The organism is Hymenobacter volaticus, assembly GCF_022921055.1.
In the GTDB taxonomy this organism is placed as follows: domain Bacteria; phylum Bacteroidota; class Bacteroidia; order Cytophagales; family Hymenobacteraceae; genus Hymenobacter; species Hymenobacter volaticus.
Genome location: NZ_CP095061.1, coordinates 4,736,800 through 4,757,946, shown reverse-complemented (window position 1 = coordinate 4,757,946; position 21,147 = coordinate 4,736,800). Strand labels below are relative to the sequence as shown.

General features: G+C 53.6%; 16 protein-coding genes. 6 read left to right on the top strand and 10 right to left on the bottom strand.

Annotation, left to right across the window (positions count from 1 at the left end):
- Positions 1-124: 124 nt before the first annotated feature.
- From ppk1 to MUN86_RS20740, 5 genes are all read right to left on the bottom strand, one after another.
- A complete protein-coding gene (gene ppk1 / locus MUN86_RS20760; protein WP_245119899.1) occupies positions 125-2,254 on the bottom strand; it encodes a polyphosphate kinase 1 in 2,130 nt (709 codons plus the stop codon).
- A 239-nt stretch (positions 2,255-2,493) separates the two neighbouring features.
- Complete coding sequence (locus tag MUN86_RS20755) at positions 2,494-3,003, bottom strand: SixA phosphatase family protein (RefSeq protein ID WP_245119898.1); 510 nt, start codon at positions 3,001-3,003, stop codon at positions 2,494-2,496.
- A gap of 393 nt (positions 3,004-3,396) precedes the next feature.
- A complete protein-coding gene (locus MUN86_RS20750) occupies positions 3,397-4,668 on the bottom strand; it encodes a M43 family zinc metalloprotease (protein ID WP_245119897.1) in 1,272 nt (423 codons plus the stop codon).
- 315 nt (positions 4,669-4,983) lie between these two features.
- Entirely contained in the window at positions 4,984-6,315 is a 1,332-nt protein-coding gene (gene hflX, locus MUN86_RS20745; RefSeq protein ID WP_245119896.1) for a GTPase HflX, read from the bottom strand.
- A 253-nt stretch (positions 6,316-6,568) separates the two neighbouring features.
- Complete coding sequence (locus MUN86_RS20740) at positions 6,569-7,363, bottom strand: c-type cytochrome (RefSeq protein ID WP_245119895.1); 795 nt, start codon at positions 7,361-7,363, stop codon at positions 6,569-6,571.
- 239 nt (positions 7,364-7,602) lie between these two features.
- On the opposite strand from MUN86_RS20740, the gene MUN86_RS20735 reads away from it, so the two are divergent.
- From MUN86_RS20735 to rfbC, 3 genes are all read left to right on the top strand, one after another.
- Positions 7,603-8,349, top strand: coding sequence for a glycosyltransferase (locus tag MUN86_RS20735; protein WP_245119894.1), 747 nt, complete (start codon positions 7,603-7,605; stop codon positions 8,347-8,349).
- Positions 8,309-8,722: a glycosyltransferase gene (locus tag MUN86_RS20730; RefSeq protein ID WP_245119893.1), complete on the top strand. Its 414-nt coding sequence runs from the start codon at positions 8,309-8,311 to the stop codon at positions 8,720-8,722. Before MUN86_RS20735 ends, MUN86_RS20730 begins: the two co-directional genes overlap by 41 nt.
- A 105-nt stretch (positions 8,723-8,827) precedes the next feature.
- Entirely contained in the window at positions 8,828-9,331 is a 504-nt protein-coding gene (gene rfbC, locus MUN86_RS20725; protein ID WP_311182125.1) for a dTDP-4-dehydrorhamnose 3,5-epimerase, read from the top strand.
- A 142-nt stretch (positions 9,332-9,473) separates the two neighbouring features.
- On the opposite strand, the gene MUN86_RS20720 is transcribed toward rfbC, so the two are convergent.
- Positions 9,474-10,784, bottom strand: a complete 1,311-nt coding sequence (locus MUN86_RS20720) for a UDP-N-acetylmuramoyl-tripeptide--D-alanyl-D-alanine ligase (protein ID WP_245119892.1) — start codon at positions 10,782-10,784, stop codon at positions 9,474-9,476.
- A 59-nt stretch (positions 10,785-10,843) separates the two neighbouring features.
- On the opposite strand from MUN86_RS20720, the gene MUN86_RS20715 reads away from it, so the two are divergent.
- Positions 10,844-13,117 (top strand): T9SS type A sorting domain-containing protein, encoded by a 2,274-nt coding sequence (locus MUN86_RS20715; protein WP_245119891.1) that lies wholly within the window; start codon positions 10,844-10,846, stop codon positions 13,115-13,117.
- A 154-nt stretch (positions 13,118-13,271) separates the two neighbouring features.
- Here the strand turns inward: MUN86_RS20715 and MUN86_RS20710 are convergent, their stop codons facing one another.
- The 4 genes from MUN86_RS20710 to msrA form a co-directional block, all read right to left on the bottom strand.
- Positions 13,272-14,066, bottom strand: a complete 795-nt coding sequence (locus MUN86_RS20710) for an amidohydrolase (RefSeq protein ID WP_245119890.1) — start codon at positions 14,064-14,066, stop codon at positions 13,272-13,274.
- Between the two features lie 205 nt (positions 14,067-14,271).
- Positions 14,272-15,435, bottom strand: a complete 1,164-nt coding sequence (locus MUN86_RS20705) for a methionine aminotransferase (RefSeq protein ID WP_245119889.1) — start codon at positions 15,433-15,435, stop codon at positions 14,272-14,274.
- Positions 15,436-15,551: 116 nt separating this feature from the next.
- Positions 15,552-18,638, bottom strand: a complete 3,087-nt coding sequence (locus tag MUN86_RS20700) for a PAS domain-containing protein (protein ID WP_245119888.1) — start codon at positions 18,636-18,638, stop codon at positions 15,552-15,554.
- Positions 18,639-18,950: 312 nt separating this feature from the next.
- The gene (gene msrA, locus MUN86_RS20695; RefSeq protein WP_375379447.1) at positions 18,951-19,598 is read right to left on the bottom strand and encodes a peptide-methionine (S)-S-oxide reductase MsrA; all 648 of its coding nucleotides are present in this window, start codon (positions 19,596-19,598) and stop codon (positions 18,951-18,953) included.
- A gap of 237 nt (positions 19,599-19,835) precedes the next feature.
- Here msrA and MUN86_RS20690 point away from each other — a divergent pair, with 237 nt between their 5' ends.
- Entirely contained in the window at positions 19,836-20,177 is a 342-nt protein-coding gene (locus MUN86_RS20690; RefSeq protein ID WP_245119887.1) for a hypothetical protein, read from the top strand.
- 155 nt (positions 20,178-20,332) lie between these two features.
- Positions 20,333-20,587 carry a hypothetical protein gene (locus tag MUN86_RS20685; RefSeq protein ID WP_245119886.1) on the top strand — a complete coding sequence of 85 codons (255 nt, stop codon included), beginning with the start codon at positions 20,333-20,335 and terminating at the stop codon, positions 20,585-20,587.
- The last annotated feature ends 560 nt before the right edge of the window (positions 20,588-21,147 follow it).

Genomic DNA, 21,147 nt, shown 5'->3' with positions numbered 1-21,147 from the left:
GCGTAAGTAGTGATTGAAGACGCTTCCTTGATTAAGAGAAGCTTCTCCAGATGAAAGAAAAAAGAGGGTCAGGCTTAGCCTGACCCTCTTTTTTCTTTAGTTACGCTTCAAGAACGTTAGCCACTTAGCTTTTTTCAGACTTTGGCTTGTTCCGTTTGCGACTGAGCTTCTTTAGATACGCATACGTGTCTTCCTGGGCCCTGACGCGGGGTGCGTCGGGGTTTTCCGAGCCTAAGAAGTTGTTTTGCCAGTCTCTGGACTTCACGTTGTCTTGGCGCTGAAGGTCGAGGAGGTGGCGGATTTCGACGCGTAAATCTTCTTGCAGAATAGGAAACGCAACTTCCACACGCCGGTCCAGATTACGGGCCATCCAATCGGAAGAGGCCACGTAGATCTTCTCCTTGCCGCCGTTGCCGAATACGTAGATGCGGGCGTGCTCCAAGTACCGGTCTACTATACCCCGCTGACTAATGTTGAGGCTCTGTCCTTCCAGGTTAGGCACAAGGCAGGAAATACCCCGAATCAGGAGTTCCACCCGCACACCGGCTTCGCTGGCTTGATACAATTTCAGAATCATCCGTTCATCTTGCAGCGCGTTAAGTTTCAAGATGATATAGGCGTCCTTGCCGTGCTTGGCTAAGCTGATTTCGTGGTCGATTAAGCTATTGAGTTGCTCGCGAAGCTCGAATGGTGCCACCAAGAGGTGCTTGAAGCTGCCCGCTTTGTCTTGCCGGTCGTAGAAGTAGCGGAACACCTCGGCTACCTCGCTGGTCAGGTGAGGGTCGGTGGTGAACAGGCCGTGGTCGGCGTAAATCTTGCTAGTATTCTCGTTGAAGTTGCCAGTGCTCAGGTAGGCGTAGAGGCGGTTGTGGCCTTCTTCGGCACGGGTGACCAGGGCTAGCTTGCTGTGTACTTTCAGCTCGGGAATGCCGTAAATAACGTTGGCACCCGCCTTTTGCAGCTTCTCGGCCCAGTACATGTTGCTTTCCTCGTCGAAGCGGGCTTTCAGCTCCACTACCACTGTCACTTGCTTGCCGTGCTTCACAGCCTTGAGCAGTGCTTTCGCTACCTCGCTCTTACTGGAAACTCGGTAAAGCGTGATGCTGATGGCGCTTACCAAAGGGTCGTTGGCAGCTTCGAGCAGAAAGCGCGTTACGTAGTCGAAAGACTGGTACGGTAAATTCAATAGGTGGTCGCGCTCCGCAATAGCCGGAATCATGGGACCAGTGCGAGGCAGCGTCGGGTGGGGCAGGGGCGAGTGCGCCTCGTACACCAGGTGATTGAGGCCTAAGTCGGGGAAGCCGAAAAAGTCGCGGAAATTGTGGTAGCGGCTGCCTTCTACTAGCTCGTCGGTGCCGATGCCGGTTTTTTGCATCAGGGCCTGCATCACTTCCTTGGGCATGGCTGGGTCGTAGAGCAAGCGGGCCGGATAGCCGGTTTCGCGCTTCTGTAGGCTGCTCTTGATCTTGGCCATCAGGTTGCCCGACACTTCCTCCTGGATGTCTAGTTCGGCGTCGCGGGAGATTTTAATGGAGTGCACCTGCACCTTGCCGAACTTCGGGAACAGCGTGTGGGCACAGCACCGAACTACGTCGTCTAGGAACATCACGTACCGCTCGTCGCCTTGATTGGGCAGCACCACAAAGCGGCCACCGTGGCGCTTCACCGGCAGTTCCATTACTAATACCCGCTCATCGTGCGCGTGGTGCTTTTTCTTTTTCGAGCTGGCCTCCGTTGGTTCTGTGAGGTAAAACGTGAGGTATACCGTCTGATCTTTTAGGAACAGATGGTGCAGGTTTTCATCGAGGATGACAGGCGAGAGCAAGTCCTGCACGTGCTGCTCGAAGTAATGATGCACCCACTTGCGCTGCTCGTCGGTCAGGTCGTGCTCGGATACGAGGTGGATGTGCTGCTCGCGCAAGGCCGGTTGCAAGCTGTTGCGAAAAGTGTCACCGAATTCTTGCTGCTGCCGCCGCACTTCCTCCAGCAACTCTTTGAGTTGGGAGGTGGGATCGTCGGCCAGCTTGGCCCGGGTTTTCTTTTTCAGCTTCACCAACCGCCGCAGTGTTGCCACGCGCACCTTGAAATATTCGTCGAGGTTGCTGGAGAAGATGGCCATGAACTTGAGGCGCTCAAGCAACGGCACCTCCGGGTTCTGGGCTTCCTGCAGCACGCGTCGGTTGAACGCCAACCAGCTTAGTTCCCTGTTTAGCAGCACTGGTTTTTCAGTGGCTTTCTTTTCGATTTTTTCCATGATTAAGAAAAAGCGTCACGTACAAGAGCGTCCTCCTTTATCTGGCATCCCCAAGGAAAGCCTCTACTATTTGCAATATGCAGTAAATCAGTACCGGCTCTGCGCAACAAGCACCAAGCGTTCAACGCTATGCCATAATTGCCCTAGCTGGTGCCAAGCCATAGCGACCATGCCCCTTACGTGAAAACAGCAACTTCAAACACCTTCTGAAGAGAAGTTATCTGCTTTGTCTGCGGGACCTACTCGACTTCCCGTGGCTTGTCGCGCGGGCGGTCGAAAAAGTAGAACTCGGTGTTCGACTGATCTACATCAGCCCACCGATCAACTTGAATGTGCAGGCATACAATACCAGCAGTGGGCATTTCCTCGTGCAGCGCACCCGGCGAGAGTAGGTTGGCAAATTCGGAAATAGTGTTGTTATGCCCCACAAGCAGCACCGAATTGGTTTCGTCGGGGCAAGAGCGCACGACGTCCAGCAGCACTTGCACATCGGCGTGGTAGATTTCGGGGCGCACCACAATTCGCTCGTGGGGGTACCCCAGCTCCTTGGCTACCAAAGCAGCCGTCGTTAAGGCCCGCACGGCCGCCGAGGAGAGCAGTAAATCTATTTTGATGTTGCGCTTAACCAAGGCCTGGCCCATGCGGGGGGCATCTTCGCGGCCCCGGCCGTTGAGCGGGCGCTGCTCATCTGTTAAATCGTCGAAGCTCCAGCTAGATTTGGCGTGGCGCATCAGATATAGGCTTTTCATGCGGGCAAAGTGAGGTTCAACTGAAAGCACGCCTCTTTACTATGAGGCTTGCAAAATGGTTATTCTAGAAGTAAAGCGCCACAGGAAAATAAGAGTATCTCTAAAATTTTCTAGGTGTTTGAGAGGAGATTCGAGCAAGTTGAGTAGTTGCGAAGCTACAAAGCAGAACAGGGTGGTATAATCAGTAGGTCAAGCAGTTAAGTAGTGAAAAGATTCTTCGCAAATTATGACCTGATATATTATGAGTAAAAGATTCTTGGCAACGCAGGTAGACTGCCATAACACTAGAAAAGCCCACCGAATGGCGGGCTTTTCATGCGGGTGAATGAGGGAAAATGGTAGGTGTGAAAAACTAGCAACGCTGCAACATCACTAGCTCCAAGGGCAAGTAAGCTATTCTTTCTGGAAACGTTGGCGTATTGTTTGGGCGCCATCCGACATCACCACCTGGTAGAGGCCCTGGGGTAGGTTGGCAACACCTACGCGGCCTTGGCCATCGTAGTGAGCTTGCTTCATTTCGTACCCGCTGAGGTCGTATACTTTCACGCTCCAAGTCGTCGCCTGTTTCTCCGGTACCGATACGTTCAGGGTTTGAGAGGCTGGATTAGGATACAAGTGAATGACTGCTTTGCTAGCTAGTTCGCTGGAAATAGCGAGTTGGCTTGCTGCCCTGGCAGCCGGCGAATTGAGCAGCGACGCCCGGCTACCGCCCGTATCAAACAAGGCATTCATGCGCGCCGCCTGACCCGCCGAGAACATATACATGCACGCATCGTCGGTGTAGTCCATGTAGTTCATCGACATGTCGCCTTTGTTGTTGCAGGTGATATGCGGATAATCGGGGCAGCCGTAGTTGCTGGTTTGCTGGGTAGGTGTATCGGCTACCAAGTCGTTGCCGCAATTGGTGTCGCCCCAGATGTGGCGCAGGTTCAGCCAGTGTCCTACTTCGTGCGTCGCCGTCCGGCCTTTGTTGTAGGAGACTGACGAGCCGCCCGGCAACGATGAATACAGGACTACCACCCCATCGGTATTGGCTTTGCCTCCCGGAAACTGCGCGTACCCGAGTAGCCCACCACCTAAGTTGCATACCCACAGGTTGAGGTAGTTGCTCGCAGGCCACGCATCATCACCACCGCGCTTCGAGAATTTCACTACATCGTTGGTGGTGAATGAAGTAATTTTGGTTTGCTTATGGATAATGCCTGTAGTTTGAGCGCCGGTTGGGTCTTGCTTAGCCAGCACGAACTGGATGTTGGTGTTAACGGCCAGCGGCGCAAAAGCTGCTGGTATCAACCTCGCATCGGCATTGGCTTTAGCGAAGTCCTTGTTAAGCACAGTTATTTGTGCCGCAACCTGCGCATCCGATACGTTTTGCGCTTCTACGTTGTAGAGCACGTGCACGACTACTGGAATCGTAATTACGCCCGTTGTCGAGCGCCTAGCAGTTGACGTAGCTTCAAACTTTTTGGTCTGGTCTTCTACTGCCGCCATGCGCTTGGCAAGTGAAGGATCGGCTGCCATTTGCGCTTTCAATACGTCCATCGTGGCACACTGTCTGCCTGGCGTTGCCTTGCCATTGGCAAGCGTTGAGCGCAAGTCTTGCGCAAGAGTTGAAGAAGTTAAGCCCAGAAAAGAGAGAGCCAATGCGTAAAATTTTGCCTTCATGCGAGTGGTTTGTGAGTGAGTATAATTGTGAGAGGAGAATAGGATGAAATATAGTAATAATGTGGTGATTTAAGGTATGAAGGGAGACAATATTTTCAAAGTGGAACTAGGGTTTTTGAAAGTAGAAGAGCTATTAGGATGAGATGATTACACAGAAGACACTACGCAATTCGTACTAGCACGCAACCACGGTAGGCAGTTTGGTAACTTACTCGCTTACCCTCACTTCAACCACTAAACAGCAATCAACACAAGCATACCAAGCATAAAAAAGCCCTGGCAACTTGCCAGGGCTTCTATTCAGGGTGAGGCTATCTACTCGCCGTCTACGTGGTCAATTACCGTATTGGGGTAACGCTGATAGTGGATCTTCGCTACGTGACGAGTCAGCAGGGCCCGAAGCTCTTCGATGTTCTCACGGTTTTTAGCCGAAATGAAGAGAACCGGGTCGTGCATTTTAGCCATGTACGTGTCCTGTAGCTGCGCTAGTGTAGGACGGCTAGGTGCGTCTTCATCCTCGTTCATGCCCTCGAAGCCAGCCTCGCGCTCAGTTTCCGTATCAGTGCGGTACTGGTCGATTTTGTTGAAAACCAGCAGCATCGGCTTATCGGCCGCCTCGATATCCTTAAGCGTTTCGTTGACCACCTCAATCTGCTCTTCAAACGAAGGATGCGAGATGTCTACAACGTGCACCAACAAGTCGGCCTCCCTGATTTCGTCGAGCGTGCTCTTAAAGCTCTCGATGAGACGCGTAGGGAGCTTGCGGATAAACCCAACAGTATCAGAAAGCAGGAACGGGATATTGTCGAAGGAAATCTTGCGCACTGTGGAATCGACAGTGGCAAACAGCTTGTTTTCGGCAAACACGTCGGAGCGGCTCAGCAGATTCATAATCGTGCTTTTGCCCACGTTGGTGTAGCCCACCAGCGCCACCCGTACCACGCCGCCGCGCGCCTTGCGCTGGGTATGGCTTTGCTTGTCGAAGTCCTTGAGTTTGTCTTTCAGCAGCGAAATTCGGTCGCGCACTACGCGGCGGTCTGTCTCGATTTCCGTTTCCCCCGGTCCGCGCATACTCACGCCACCACCACGTTGCCGGCTTAAGTGACTCCACAGACCCGTCAGGCGGGGCAGCAGATACTGGTACTGCGCCAACTCCACCTGAGCCCGCGCAGTAGCTGTTTTGGCCCGGGTAGCAAAGATGTCGATGATAAGTAGCGAGCGGTCCACGATCTTCACCATCAACTCGGCCTCCAAGTTGCGCAACTGCGAAGGCGACAGGTCGTCGTCGAAAATGACTACGCTGATGCCAGAATGGGTTACGTAGGCTTTGATTTCGGCTAGCTTACCTTCACCCACAAAGGTTCTAATGTCGGGCTTGTCGAGGCGCTGCACAAAGCGTTTCTTCACTTCCACGCCGGCTGTTTCGGCTAGAAACTCCAACTCGTCTAGGTACTCTTGGGTACGGGTATCCGACTGCCGTTTGTCTGGCACGGCTATCAATACGGCGGTTTCCCGTTGTTGCGCTGTTTCGTAGGTGCCAGTATCCGGATTGCGAGTGGGTTGGTTGCCACGCGGGGCGTCGGTAGCGCCGGGGTGGCGGGTGCTGTTGGTTTGCTGGCGCCCACCGGAATTAGATTTCTTTGCCATGTAGAGAGACGGGGAAGAGTAGAATGGAATAAGTAACGTATAAAACGACTTTCTATAAAAGCAAAAACTTGGTTACGGTATTACAGAAGAAATAGGGCGTTATTTAAGCTTATACTGTTGTAAATAATGTGAGTTGCGGTCTAGCTACGCCGCTAATCCTTCAACTCATCAGCTACAATTACCTCTGAGAGTAGGATCTGAAGTTGAGCTGGCATAGAGCAGTCAACCCGTAGACCTTATCTAATGAGGTAGTTTACTTCAACGTCAGCGAATAAGCTACTACTTGCTGAATCTGAGCCGTAGTTAGCTTGTCTTTGAAAGCAGGCATTTTGCCCAAACCTTGCGTCACCATGTACACGCGACCCGTCGTGTTGAGGTTGCTTTTGCTAAGGTCGTGTGCTCCGTTCAAACCTAAGCGCCCATTGGCTCCATGGCATACCGCGCAATTTTTGTTGAACAACGCTTTGCCATCAGCCAAGATACCTTCTCCATCGGTTTCAGGCTCGGCCGGAGGCGACGCAATGGCTGCATTGGCAGTGGCTGCCTGTAGCGCGGCGGTTTCCGCTTCCGAAAGGCCAGGTTCATCATCAAATAGTGTATCGACGGGAGGAGCCGCATCAGGCGTGGGAGTGGTTTCGGGGCGGCCGAGTGCGGCCGTGCCAGCGACCCTGCGACTTGGGCGCTGCAACGTAAGGCTACCAGCTTGCGCGACGCCATACAGGTACAGTAGGCCGAGTAGCATGCAGGCTATGCCCGGCTTATATTGACGCCGCATGGCTGCAATAGCCAGCGGCAGCAGAACCACGGCCAAGCCGAGTTCCACCCACAGCCAACGTGGGGCGTCCCCTGGGTACAAAGCCACCAACCAAAGCCCGGACCCCAAAATCAGCAGCCCCAGTAGGGAGTCGACGATACGGGTACGGGCCCGCAGATTGCGCAAGTCTTCTTGGCGGCCCAGAAATAACAACGCAGCTTTGGTAGCGTAAAAAAGTAAGAAAGCAAGTAGTACCAGCAGATGCAGGCGTAAAAGCAAAACGGAAAATGACACGCGCAATGGGGTGGTGAGTGGTGAGATACGAAGTCTTTGAAGTACTCAACAAAGGTAACGCCCGAAAAAGCGTGTCGCGGGTCGAATTTATTGGCAGTAATAGAAGGACTTCTATTCGCCACAGGCAGCAACTAGCAGAGGTACTTAGGCGTGTGCAGGGCTCTTACTTTCCAGAGGGCCCTATCTTTGCTCTTCAGAATCCTACATTACTATTTCTCCATCTCACTGTTTTACTGTCCGTGCGCGTTGCCATTGTTATAAATACCTCTTGGAATATCTGGAATTTTCGGCGCAGCTTGGTGAAAGCCTTACAGGCTGCTGGCCACGAGGTAATAGCTATTGCGCCCCCTGATGCTTATTCCGAACGCCTGCAAACCGAGCTTGGGTGCCGCTATGTCCCGATTCTGATGGAAAATAAGGGCACTAACCCCATAAAGGATGCTCAATTAACTCGTCGTTTCTATGGTATCTATCGGCGAGAGCGGCCCGATGTGGTGCTCCATTATACCATCAAGCCCAACATCTACGGCGCATTGGCTGCTCGATTGGCTGGCATTCCGAGCATTAACAACGTGTCGGGTTTGGGGACGGTGTTTCTGGTGCCCAACTTCGTGAGTAAGGTTGCTTTGCAGCTTTACCGCTACGCCTTCCGGTTTCCGCGCAAAGTATTTTTCCAGAACGGCGACGACCAAGCGCTGTTTCTGCAGCATGGGCTGGTGCGCAAAGAAATAACGGACGTGCTACCTGGTTCTGGGGTTGATACGAATCGTTTCCGGCCGGCCGCTGAATTTCAGCGTCAGCAGCCTTTCGTGTTTCTCATGATAGCGCGCGTGCTTTACGAGAAAGGAGTAGAAGAGTATTTCGAAGCTGCTCGGCTGGTACGGGAAGCAGTATCTGGCACGCGGGTGCAACTGTTAGGGGCATCGATGAGTCGGGGGAGTGGGAGTGAAGCGGGCATTGTTCGAGCAGTGGCTCACGGCCGGTAATATCGAGTACTTAGGCACCACCGACGACGTAGCCGCCCACATCCGCCAAGCCGACTGTGTGGTGTTGCCTTCCTACCGCGAAGGCACGCCTAAAACCCTGCTCGAAGCTGCCGCTATGGGCAAGCCCATCGTCACGACCAACGTGCCGGGCTGCCGTGAAACCGTAGAAGATGGCCAGAATGGCTTGCTCTGCGAAGTGCGCAATGCACCTGACTTAGCCGCCAAAATGCTGCGTATTCTCGAGCTGCCCAATGCCGAGCTAGAAGCCATGGGCCGCGCTGGTCGTCACCTTGCCGAGTCCAAGTTTGATGAGCAGATTGTACTCGACAAATACTTAACTGAAGTAGCTTCAATAGCTACTAAGCGCCGCTAGGAACAAGCAAACAAGCTAACTTGTCCCTGAATACGGTTAAAGAAATCAGAATTACCAATCATTCGACATGGAAATTAAGCAGCACGCCCTGGCCGGTGTCGTTGAATTTACCCCCGCGTCTTTGGCGACGCTCGTGGAGCTTTCTTCGAATCATTTAGCGCTCGGGTTTTCGAGCAGGCAGGTGTCAGCCATGAGTGGGTGCAAGATAACCAGTCGAGTTCGGCATGTGGCGTCCTTCGAGGTTTACATTTCCAGCGGCCACCACATGCGCAAGCTAAGCTAGTACGGGTAGCTCAGGGCCGTGCCCTCGATGTTATTGTCGACTTGCGCCGCGAATCAACTACTTACGGGCAGCATTTAGTGGTAGAGTTAAATGCGCATCGCTATAACACCCTTTATGTGCCTATCGGTTTTGCGCACGGTTTCGTCGCCCTTGAGGACAATACCCTATTTCTATATAAATGCTCGGACTATTATCAGCCAAGTGCTGAAGGTGGCCTTCGTTGGGACGATCCTACACTTAAAATCGATTGGGGTATAGACTCGCCGACCGTATCTGATAAAGACCAGATACTACCCTCGCTGGAAGGATTCGAGAGTCCTTTCTAAAGCGGACTGCGCTGTCTGCAAAAGGAATAGGCAAGGTTTGCTTTGGTTGGGCAGACGCTACATAAAACACAGAAGGCTTGCCAAGTAGCAAGCCTTCTGTGTTTTATGTAGCGTCTGCTGTTTAGTTTGGTTCTTTTTTAATTTAAACAAACTCTAATAAGGTTTCCAAGCCCATGCCGCGGGAGCCTTTGATGAGAATCTGACGATTTTGTAAAGCCCGGCTTTGTAGCCAAGTGGCAGCTTCTGCTTTCGTAGCGAAGTAATGGTTGTGGCTGCCTCCGCAGGTAGTATGCGCATGTGCCATTTCTGGACCTATCAGTACCGTCTCGTTGAAAGTAAGCTCGGCCAGTAAGTTGCCTAAGGCAGTGTGCTCGGCGGCACTTTCCTCTCCAAGTTCAAACATGTCGCCCAAAACCACCACCTTGGCGGCCTTGTCGGTGGAAGGGCGGACGGCAAAGCTGCGTAAAGCGGCACTCATGCTGCTTGGATTTGCATTGTACGCATCAAGCAATACCTCGTTGCGACCTGTTTGAATAAGCTGCGAACGGTTGTTGGTCGGCTCATATGAGGACAAGGCGTCGGCAATGTCGGCGGTTGGCACTCCAAAGTATTGCCCTACAGCGGCGGCGGCGGCTAGATTCGGGAAGTTGTAGTCGCCGGTAATGCGCGCTTCAACCTGGGTGCCATCGGTGAGGCGGAGCGTTACATTGGGGATGGGGCTAACTAAAGTGGTTGGGTACGTATCGTTAGCGCCGGGGTAGGTTACGCGGTTCGGTACGATAACGCCTAGCTCTACTAGTCGGGCATCCAGAGTATTGACGAAGGCGGTGCCGTTTGTTGTGGCTAGGAAGCGGAACAACTCGGCCTTGCCTTTTGCAATTCCTTCCTGCCCACCAAATCCCTCTAAGTGGGCCTTGCCAATGTTGGTAATCAAGCCATGAGTAGGTTCGGCAATGTTGCTAAGCAACTCGATTTCTCCTTGGTGGTTAGCGCCCATTTCCACTATGGCCAGTTCATGCTCGTCGGGCCGGATGCTTAGCAAAGTGAGTGGCACGCCAATGTGGTTGTTGAGGTTGCCGCGGGTGTATTGCACGCGCAGGCGCCGGCTCAATACGGCGTATACCAGTTCTTTCGTTGTGGTTTTACCATTTGAGCCCGTGATGCCCAACACCGGAATAGATAACTGCCGCCGATGGTAACGGGCTAGGTCTTGAAGGGTACGCAAAGGGTCGGGTGCGTAGGTGTACTGGCTAGGGTACTGAGTTGCCAGAGCGGCATCGTCGACTACGGCGTGGCGGGCTCCTCGCTCCAGCGCTTGCGGGGCGAAGTCGGCCCCACGAAAGGTGGGGCCGTTCAGGGCGAAGAACAGCGTATCGGTCTGGGCCTGCCGCGAGTCGGTGCTGACCGAAGCACAAGCGCGGAATTGGTCGTAGAGGGCCGCTATATCCTGCATGATTGTTGACGTAACTTAAAGCTAAATTGGAGTGTTATCCTGAAAAGAACCTGCCGCTTATGACCTTACGCTTTATTCTTTTGCTTTTTGTGCTGGGCACTTGGCTAACCAGTCGCCCGGCGGTGGCGCAATCTACAGCGTTTGGTTTCGAATTGCGGTCGGTGGCAAAAGTAGTGCAAGGCACCGATACCCTGCGTAATGCCTGGGCCGGTGGCCTCGACTCGCCCCAGTTTTCGGGTATCGATTTGAACGCCGACGGGCAGCAGGACCTCTTCATTTTCGACCGGCGCCTGCGTCGGGTACTAACGTATCTGAACGTGGCCGCTGCTGGGGGTGGCCGGCAATGGCAATACGCTCCCGACTACGAAACGCTTTTCCCAGCGGGTATACACAACTGGGCCCTATTGCGCGACTACGACTGCGACGGTCGGCCCGACTTGTTCACCAACGGCAACAGCGAAGTAGATATTCAGGTCTACCGAAACGTGGCCGGTGCCGGTGGCCTGCCTACGTTTCAGCTGACCACCTCGCTCCTAACAGCGGTTGTTGGCAATACACCCGTCAACATCAACACCGGCGTCAATATGCCCACCATTGAGGACGTCAACGGCGACGGGCGGCTTGACATGCTCATCTACGATTGGGCCAACGATAAATTCGTCACCTACTACCAGAACATCAGTACGGGGGCGTGCGGCGGACTTCAATTCCGACTCGTAACCGAAAGCTGGGGCAATATTCAGTCTTGCCTAAGCGCCTGCGGTTCGTATAGCTTCTCTGCTACTACCTTGTGCCGGCCAGGGAGCGTGCAGCACTCATCAGGCAGCAATTTATTGGCCATCGACTTGGATGCGGATGGCGACAAAGACCTGTTGGTAGGCCGCGACTATTGCCCTGAACTGGTGGCCATCACCAACCAAGGTACGCCGCAGCAGGAGGTTATGACAAATAGCAGCCTCAACAGCAGTTTCCCGACGGGTACTACCCCAGTGCGCATCACCAACTTTCCGGCGGCTTACAACCTGGATGTGAACTTCGATGGGCGGCCTGACTTACTGGCTGCGCCCAACCTGTTTGACAACTTAGATACCGTTGAAACCCGCCGTTCGGTGTGGTACTACGAGAATGCCGGAACGGGAGCCGCTCCTAACTTTCAGTTTCGGCAGCAGGACTTCTTGCAGCGCGATATGATAGAAGCTAGTTCGCAGGCTGCCCCCGCCTTTTTGGATGTAGATGCCGATGGGCTCAAGGATATGCTGGTAGCTGGCTCGCGCCGCGACGCACCCGGCAATTTATTTGTGGCTACCGTAACGTACTACCGCAATGTGGGTACGGCCTCTCGCGCCATTTACAAACTCGTCACGACGGATTACTTGAACCTGTCAACCAAGAAGTTTGGGTTGCTGCGCCCCGTCATTGTAGACCTCAACCGCGACGGTGCCCTGGATTTTGCTTGCACGGGCTACTATGCCGTAGGGCGGCGTAGTTTTCTTGGTTTCTACCTCAACCAAGCCAGTGCTAGCCAAGCGCCGAGCTTTAATACGGCCACGATGCGAACCATCAGCAATGTGCCCAACAACCAAGACGACGCGGCCTCCTTCTTTGATGTGGACAACGATGGGTACGTGGACCTGCTGTACAGTACCAATTCCAACTCGACTGGTCAGAGCTTGCGCTACTACCGCAACAACGGCAGTAGTACGCTCGAAACAGCTTTCGATGTTGCCAACACCGACTATGGCCAGATTCGAGCGGCGGGTAATACACGCCCCGTCAATCTGTACCCGCTGGTAGCCGACTTCGATAGGGATGGCGCGCCGGATTTGCTTACGGTAGATGCATCGGGGGCTATACGGCTATTCAGCAACCTGCGCGCGCAAAGCAGCGTGTTCCTCGACCGTACCAATTTGTTTTACAATACCGCCCGCGGCACCTACGACAATGCCCAACTTGGTGTCCGCGACCTAAATCACTTCACCCTGGCCGCCAACGATGTGAACGGCGACGGTGGTTTGGAACTATTCATCGGTATGGAGAGCGGGGGCGTGTTGGCCGCTGCTCCACGCAATCAAGTGCTGAGTACCGCCGGAGCAGCAACTCAAAGCCTCCCGCTTACGCTTTATCCAAACCCCGCGGCCACTAGCACTACGGTAGAAGCTGCTCGTCCCGTACGTTTAACCCTACTCGACCTTACGGGCCGCACTGTGCGCACTGTTGCTACTCCCGCTCGACGTCACGACATAGACTTACGCGGTTTAGCTGCTGGCCTCTACATGGTGCGCTGCGAAACCACTGATGGCCAACTAGGTGTCCAGCGACTGATGGTGAAATAGTAAATTGATTGGCTAAGGAATTCTGGTTTCCTCCGCAAACGGCTAGCCTATCAATCAAACAAGCCCTTGATGCCTTATGAGCATCAAGGGCTTGTTTGTGAGGGCAATGCTCTTAAACAGGAATTTTGCGCAGTCCGACTAGTGCTTACTCTCTTTACTTAGCCACCAACTGCGTTAGCTCGAAGGTATCAGCGTCTTGGAGGGCGGGGAACCGTTCGCGGAAGGCTTCCAGATCGGCGCGGCGCAGGGCGCGGGTGATGCCCGTTTCCTGGTTGCCTACCTCCACCAGATATTCGCCGCGCATATCGAGCAGGGCCGAGTCGCCGGCGTAGGCGAGGCTATTGCCGTCGATGCCGACGCAATTCACCCCCATCGTGTACGCCAAGTTCTCGATGGCGCGGGCGCGGAGCAAGGTCATCCAGGCGGTACGGCGGGCGGCGGGCCAGTTGGCTACGTAAAGTAACAGGTCGTAGGGCTGAACAGCGGAGTTGCGGCTCCAAACCGGAAAGCGCAAGTCGTAACATACGAGGGGGCAGATGCGCCAGCCGCGCCACTCTTCTACTAGGCGCTCAGAGCCAGCCGTATAGGTGTGGTGCTCGTTGGCCATGGTAAACAGGTGGCGTTTATTATAATAGCTCAAACTGCCATCGGGACGCACCCAAAGCAGACGGTTGTAGTAGTTGCCTTGCTCTTTGATAATGATACTACCCGTGATTACGGCGTTGCGGGCGGCAGCTATATCGCGGAGCCAAGCTACTGTGGGGCCGTCCATGGTTTCCGCCAGGGTAGCCGCTTCCATGCTGAAGCCGGTAGTGAACATCTCCGGCAGTACAATAAGATCAGTGGCAATGGATATCTCGTCGATATGCCGATGCAATTCGGTGCGGTTGGCCGCCGGGTCGTGCCACTGCAATGAAGCTTGCACGAATGAAACAGTTAAATCAGACACGGTAGTAGGGCAATAGGTAGGTGAGAGAGGGCGGCATAACTTAGTAGGGAAATATAAGGTTGCTAAAAGCAGATATAGTATACTTTAGAAAATAAATTCCGGACCATTAGAACATAACTATGTAGCTGGGATACGCTATTTCGTAGCCCGTAGCGCATAACGTTCGTGGGGCCAACTAATTGTTTGACTTTCAAGAAGCGCCGTTCTAAAGCTCGCGCAACCGGGCAGCCGCAGCCCGCAGGGTTTGCTCTTGTTTGGCAAAACAAAACCGGATCAGCCCGTCGTCGTGGTTGTTGTGATAGAAAGCCGAGACGGGTACAACGGCCACTCCAGCTTCGCGGGTTAGGCGCTGCGCAAAGGCCACATCAGACTCGGTGGGGGAGATGCGGGCGTAGCGAGCGAGCTGGAAGTAGCCTCCTGCTGCGGGCAGCAACTCGAAGCGCGATTCCGCCAGCAATTCCCGGAATAAGTCGCGCTTGGGTTGGTAGAAGGCGGGTAGCTCTTGGTCGTGGGTGGGGTTGGCTTCGAGCACGTCGGCCAGGGCATGCTGGGTAGGGGTGCTCACGGCAAACGTCAGGAACTGGTGCACCCGGCGCAACTCGGTGGTAAGGGCCGGTGGCGCCACGCAATAACCCACTTTCCAGCCGGTAGCATGGTAGGTTTTGCCGAACGAAGACAGCACAAAAGCTCGCTCGCGCAACGCTGGATGCTGAAGTACACTCCGGTGCGGTACCCCGTCGAACACCATGTGCTCATACACTTCGTCGCTGAGCACTAGGATATTGGTGTCGATTAGCAAAGCTGTCAGTGCCTCCAAATCTTCGGCAGTTAGCACCGCACCACTGGGGTTGTGGGGCGAGTTGAGCATAACCAAACGGGTGCGAGGCGTAAGAGCTGCTTTCACCCGGTCCCAGTCGGGCTGAAGCGTGGGGGCACTAAGCGGAACATATATAGGTATGCCGCCCTGCAGCCGGATAGCAGGGCCGTAGAGGTCATAAGCGGGTTCAAGCACCAGCACCTCGTCGCCGGGATGCACAACGGCGGCCAGTACGGCATACAGGGCTTCGGTGGCGCCACAGGTTACGGTGATTTCGGTGGTGGCATCAGGAGCCGGCACCTGGTAGACACGCGCTGTTTTGTGGGCAATGGCTTCGCGCAAACGAGGCAGGCCGGGCATAGGGGCGTATTGGTGGTGCCCGGAGCTAGTAGCGTGGCGAGCCAGCGCCTCTTGCAATTCCAGCGGCGGGTCGTAGTCGGGAAAGCCTTGCGCCAGGTTGATGGCACCGCATTCCTGCGCGAGCTGCGTCATCACGGAGAAGATGCTAGTGCCCACATCGGGCAATTTAGACTGAATGGTGGGCAATGCCATAGAAGTGGAGCAGGTGAAAATTGGGAAGCCCAAAATACAGACTCACAGCGGAGAACCCGCAAGCGCTGTTCGAGCTACCGCTGTTACCGTGCTACCGTACGTTCAAAAGGCGGCTATCATGCCGACAGCGTAGGTAGGTACACCCGAAAAGTAGTGCCTTCATCCACGGTGCTTTCCACCTCCACTCGGCCCCCAACCTGTTGTACAAGGCGGTTGACGAGGTAAAGACCCATGCCGGAGCCTTCTACATGGTCGTGGAAGCGGCGAAATAGTTGAAACAGTTGCCCTCTAAACCGCACCAGATCAATACCGATGCCATTGTCTGTTACCACCAGTACCACCTGCCCATCCTGTAGGCTGCTACTCATCCGGATACGGGGCGTGCGGCCCGGGGCCGCGTATTTGAGAGCATTGCTAACCAGATTGTAGAAGATGCTTTGCAGGTTGGAACGCACAAATTCCACTACGGGCATGGCCTCGAAGTTGGTGGTAACTTCAGCGCCGGTAGCAGCTAGCTGGAATTGAATGCTGGCTAGCACCTCCGTCACGAGAGGAGTTAGCGCTATTGATTCGGTGGGCAGATACTGTTGCTGCTTTTGCACCTGCACCAGTTCCGATAAGTCCTGGATTGTGTCATTGATCTGTTGAAGCGCCTGTTCAAACATGTCAATCAGCTTTACCGCATCAGGGTCACGGAAATAGGCGGTGCGCGTTAGCTCCTGGAAGATGCCCGCCATGTTGTTGATGGGCTGCTTCAAGTCGTGCGAGGTGGTGTACACAAAGTTGTCGAGGCTGGCGTTGGTCCGAATCAGCTCGGCGTTTTGGGTTTGCAGCAGTTCCCGCAGTTCCCGTTCCTCATGAATATCGGTGTTAGTGCCATACCAGCACACCACCCGGCCCGCCGCATCAAACTCGGGCACGCCCCGGCTGAGCTGCCAGCGGTATTGTCCGTCGTGGCGGCGCAACCGAAACTCGTAGCTCCAACTGTGCCCTGCGGCCAGGGCAGCTTGATATATCGGCTGAATTACAGGCAAATCCTCGGGGTGCAGCAAGTCGCGCCACGTCTCATCAATAGACGTGGCGGCAGGGTCGTAGCCAGTAAAGGTGTACCACTGCGGACTCACGTACAGAGCCCGCCCCGTTGGGTCGTTGATAAAGGTAATAACCGGCAATGCCTCGGTCATGAGGCGCACTTGCTCGTCGCGGCGCCTTATTTGCGCTTGTAAGACCTCCGACTTGTGGCGGTTGCGGACCTGTTCCGTTACGTCCAGTATGAAAGCCAATATGCCCTTGGTTTCAAGCTTCTCGTCGAGTAAAGGTTGGTAGGTGAAAGTGACGTAGCGCTGCCGGAATTTCAAGCTAACTGGGTCTTGCAGGGCCACGAGTTTTTCAAAAGCCGTATAGGATTGGCCGGTCTGATACACACTATCAAGCAAGGCTATAAAGCCCTGCTCTTCTAGTTCGGGCAGCAAGTCCGCAATTCTACTACCTACCTCGGCGCGGCCACCAACAAAGGCGGTATAACTGTCATTGAAGAACGTGAAGCGGTGCTCGGGTCCTTCCAGGGTGGCAATGCAGGCAGGCGCCTGACTGAGAATCTCCAGCAATTGACGGTCTTTTTCTTCGAGCCGCTCCCGGATACGCCGCTGATCGTCGATATCCGTATTGGTGCCTACCCAGCGCTGAATGCTTCCATCGGAGCGCCGAATAGGTACGCTACGCGCCAGAAACCAGCGGTACTGTCCATCGTGACTACGCCAGCGGTGCTCGGTTTCGAAGGTGGCTCCTTGTTCGATGGCAACCTGCCAGTCCTGCACCGTAGCCGCCAGATCGTCGGGATGAAGATACTTCTGCCAGCCAATGTTGCGTAATTCCTCGAATGAGGCGCCCGTGTAATCAAACCAACTCTGGTTGTAGTAAAAAACTCCCCCCTGAGGCCGCGAAAGCCAAGCCATTTGCGGCAACGCCTCCAGTGCCTGGCGGAATTCCCGGTCTTGGTGGCGCGCCTCTTCCAGCAGTTTTGCTGCCCGTTGCTTGGCGCGCACTTGCTCTGTCACATCAATACCAAATACCAGTATGCCTTGAATGCGGTTTTCCCCATCAATCAGCGGTTGAAGTACGCCGTTGAAAAACAGCTCTTCCTGGTCGTTGAGGGACGTACGATGCTGAAAAGGCGCTTCATGTAGTAAGTGAGGCTCCCCCGTACGGTACACTTCATCAATGAGCGCAATAAGCCCCTGCTCCAGCAACTCGGGCGCCATCTGAGCAGCGGGCTCTCCTAACCGAATTCGGCCATTGAAAAGCTGCTGAGACCTTTCATTCACGTAACGAAACACGTGGTTGGAACCAGTGAGAGTGATAATGTAAGCAGGTACCTGGCTTAGAATTAGTTGTAGCTGCTGATCCTTCTCTTCCAGCAGTTGGTGCGTACGTTTCTTATTGTCGATGTCGGTGCTAGTGCCAAACCAGCGGACGATGGTGCCGGAGGCGTCGCGCTGCGGTAAGGCCTTGCTTGAAAACCAGCGAAATACCCCGTATTTGTCTCGGAAGCGAAACTCAACTTCGTAGGCTTCGCCGGTATCGAGGGAGTGGCGCCACTGCTCCTGTATCTGTTGCCGGTCGTCGGGATGAACCATGGCTAGCCATAAGGCTGGTGCAGCGTTGTCAATGTCAGAGTAGCCTGTATAGGTTATCCAGCGGGCGTTGACGTATTCGTGCCGCCCTGCTGCATCTGTAATCCAAACCAGCTGGGGAATGAAATCAGACAAAAAACGAAAGTAATCCTGGGGTAACGCAGGCGCGACGGCCAACGGCTGCGCCACGGCAGTAGTCGGAGCGTGCTGCTGCAATTGGCAAAGCAAGTAGCGCACCGGGGAATCCGGCGCCGACCGCACTGCCGTCAGCAGCAAATGCCAGTTGCACCTTGGTTCGGCTGTATGAGTTCCCGAGCACGGCAACACCACCGGCAACGAATAGGGAATAGTAGAAACGTAGACGGTGTTTACAGCCGTTTCCCAAGCTGCTAGGTTCGTTTCGTACCCAAACAACGCTGGTGCCACTTGGCCCACCAGTGGAGCCGCCAGCCCAACCACCGCCCGCCCTGCTGCATTGGCTGCCACCACCGTGAAGTCGTGGGGGTGCACTGCCAAACAGGGGGTTGGCAATGCATCAAACAGCAATTGGAAGTCCGGTATATCGGTCATTGGATTACCAGAACGGACTCCAGTGAGTCCCTTTGGTAGCCCAAGGTAAGGGTCTAGGCGGAACTTCGCTACTGCTACTAAAACACTCAAAATTACACGCACACAGCCTGTTGAGTTATGCCGTGAGGGCTAGTTCAAACGTCCATGATCTGTTGCTAGAAAGTGAGAAGTAGTTGATATTGCTCTATTGCTTAGCAACGAATTCAGCTACAAGCAAAAGAGCCAGCTCCGTAAGAAGCTAGCTCTTTTATGTGCTGTTTTACCAGATAGCAGCCTGAATAAATACGAAGCTGCTTGCTACTTAGCTTACTCTTAAAGCGGGTTTTTGAGCAGTTGCGGATACGCTTTCCGAAACTTCATCACCTTGGGCACCGATACCGATTGGATGTAGGGGTTGTCGGGGTGCAGGCGGAAGTATCCTTGATGGTAGTCTTCGGCGGGCCAAAACTTAGTGAGAGGCGCCACCTGCGTCACGATGGGGTTGGAATAGTGCTTGGATGCGTTGACACGCTTGATGGTAGCTTCGATGAGCTGCTTTTCCTGCGGCGTCCGGTAAAACGCTACCGACCGGTACTGCTTGCCGGCATCCGGGCCTTGGCGGTTGAGGGTTGTAGGATCGTGGCCGGCCAAGAAAAATACGTCGAGCAACTGCTGGTAGCTGATTTGCTTGGGGTCGTAGTACACTTCAAAACTCTCGGCGTGGTCGGTTTGGCCGCTGCCTACTTGCTCGTACGTGGGATTCTGCTCTTTGCCGCCTGCATAACCCGACACCACATACTTCACGCCGCGCAACTCCTCAAATATTTCCTCGGTGCACCAAAAGCACCCCCCGCGAAGGTTGCTACGGCTAAACCTTTGGCTTGCGTAGCGGTGGGCAAACCGCCAGCCGTTGAACGGGTAAGAGTCTGCGCGTCGGCAGAGCGTTGCTGCCCACATGCCATTGTAAAGAGCAGTAAGCAAATCAAACAAGACTTCAGTTTCAACAAGAACATTGGGACGATAAAAAACGTGTGGAACTCAACGGCAGATGTACGCAAATCAGTGCTACTTGGACGTTGTGTGCGTAGTAGGTAGTAGAACAGCAGCATGTTAAGGTCGCGTTCCAACTAGGGATTTTGCTCAACCCAAGAGTATAGGATTCTATCTACATTTGCACCCCTTCAGCTCGTCAGCACACCTTATTGCCCGTTCCCGATTATGGCGCAACACTTACTCTTTCAAACTTCTTATATCTCCATTTTTTACGATTACAACCACGAGTGGCTCTACGTGGATTGGACTGGAGACCAGACGCTGGAAACTGTTCAGACGGGCTGTTTGCAAATGCTGGAGTGTATGCGCGACGAGCGCTGCCACAAGGTGCTCAACGATAACACGCGCGTGACAAGCATGTGGTCGGATGCGGCGGAGTGGGGCGGCCACGTTTGGTTCCCGGCCATGGCCGATGCTGGGTTGGAGTATTTTGCTTGGGTGTATTCGCCGAATGTGTACAGCCGATTATCCACCGATCTGACATTACAACACACTACTCGCCCCTGATCTTGACTTTCGATAGTCTAGAAACAGCTTCCGCTTGGCTAGAGCGAATGTAGAGGTTATTACTCTACACGCTCAATCAATAGCCTGGCAACCAAGTGATAGGAACTCTTTGAAATTATTTTCGTATCTTGTATATATTCTAAAAAATGTTGAATATGTCAAAATTCAAGCCTCCACCAATTCCGGCAGGTGCATCCTACGCCGACCCTCGGGTTCGGGAGAGAATGGCGGCCTGGATAAAGGAATTTCACTATGAACAAGTGGCAACCATTGGGGGCAGTGAGTTGCTTGAAGTATATTACCAAGCGCTCAATAACTGGGTGCTGAACCCAACTACCAATTCACACGACATAGAGCTGTTGATCGACGAAATTTGTCACACAGCCCGTCTGGAAGATTCAGACAGCTAGAAAGCAGAATGACAAGGCAAAGCAGAAGTGCTTGCCTGCATTCTGCTTCTTCTTTTTTATTGCCTCTACTCCAAGGTATCCAATAGTGTACTAACTGGTTGATCCTGAGTAAGTGCTGTAAGCTGAATTGTGTAGAACTACCTGCCGTATATTTGCACTTAAGCGTTATTTCAGTTAGCCTGTATGAGGTAGCCTATTGCTTACGTGAAAATGAATTTCACGAATTACAAAGGGGAGACAGATCCTTGCACCCTGTAGAATAGGGTGGAGGCGATAATGCAGAAAGTAGGTAAACTTACTTGCGGCAGTAATACCACCCACGAGCCAAGCGGCCCGACGCGCGTCTGATTTGCATACAAATGTCTTAGTGGAAGGCCGGAATGGCACTTTAACAAACACATTTATACCCACATACGCAAATGGAAGCTAGAGAATACAGCTAGCGGAGAGTATGAATTAGATCATAATAAACAGGATTTTATAGCTAACCAGCAGAATCATAGATAATTCGACTTAGTGTCTCATATCAATAAATAATTAAGCGTTTCATGTAAAATGAT

What these genes read in the sequence shown, in the direction of transcription:
- MUN86_RS20690 (WP_245119887.1), top strand. Translation starts at nt 19,836, where the DNA reads ATGGCGCAACACTTACTCTTTCAAACTTCTTATATCTCCATTTTTTAC.
- MUN86_RS20755 (WP_245119898.1), bottom strand. Translation starts at nt 3,003, where the DNA reads ATGAAAAGCCTATATCTGATGCGCCACGCCAAATCTAGCTGGAGCTTC.
- MUN86_RS20720 (WP_245119892.1), bottom strand. Translation starts at nt 10,784, where the DNA reads ATGCAGGATATAGCGGCCCTCTACGACCAATTCCGCGCTTGTGCTTCG.
- MUN86_RS20700 (WP_245119888.1), bottom strand. Translation starts at nt 18,638, where the DNA reads ATGACCGATATACCGGACTTCCAATTGCTGTTTGATGCATTGCCAACC.
- MUN86_RS20705 (WP_245119889.1), bottom strand. Translation starts at nt 15,435, where the DNA reads ATGGCATTGCCCACCATTCAGTCTAAATTGCCCGATGTGGGCACTAGC.
- hflX (WP_245119896.1), bottom strand. Translation starts at nt 6,315, where the DNA reads ATGGCAAAGAAATCTAATTCCGGTGGGCGCCAGCAAACCAACAGCACC.
- MUN86_RS20685 (WP_245119886.1), top strand. Translation starts at nt 20,333, where the DNA reads ATGTCAAAATTCAAGCCTCCACCAATTCCGGCAGGTGCATCCTACGCC.
- MUN86_RS20750 (WP_245119897.1), bottom strand. Translation starts at nt 4,668, where the DNA reads ATGAAGGCAAAATTTTACGCATTGGCTCTCTCTTTTCTGGGCTTAACT.
- ppk1 (WP_245119899.1), bottom strand. Translation starts at nt 2,254, where the DNA reads ATGGAAAAAATCGAAAAGAAAGCCACTGAAAAACCAGTGCTGCTAAAC.
- MUN86_RS20715 (WP_245119891.1), top strand. Translation starts at nt 10,844, where the DNA reads ATGACCTTACGCTTTATTCTTTTGCTTTTTGTGCTGGGCACTTGGCTA.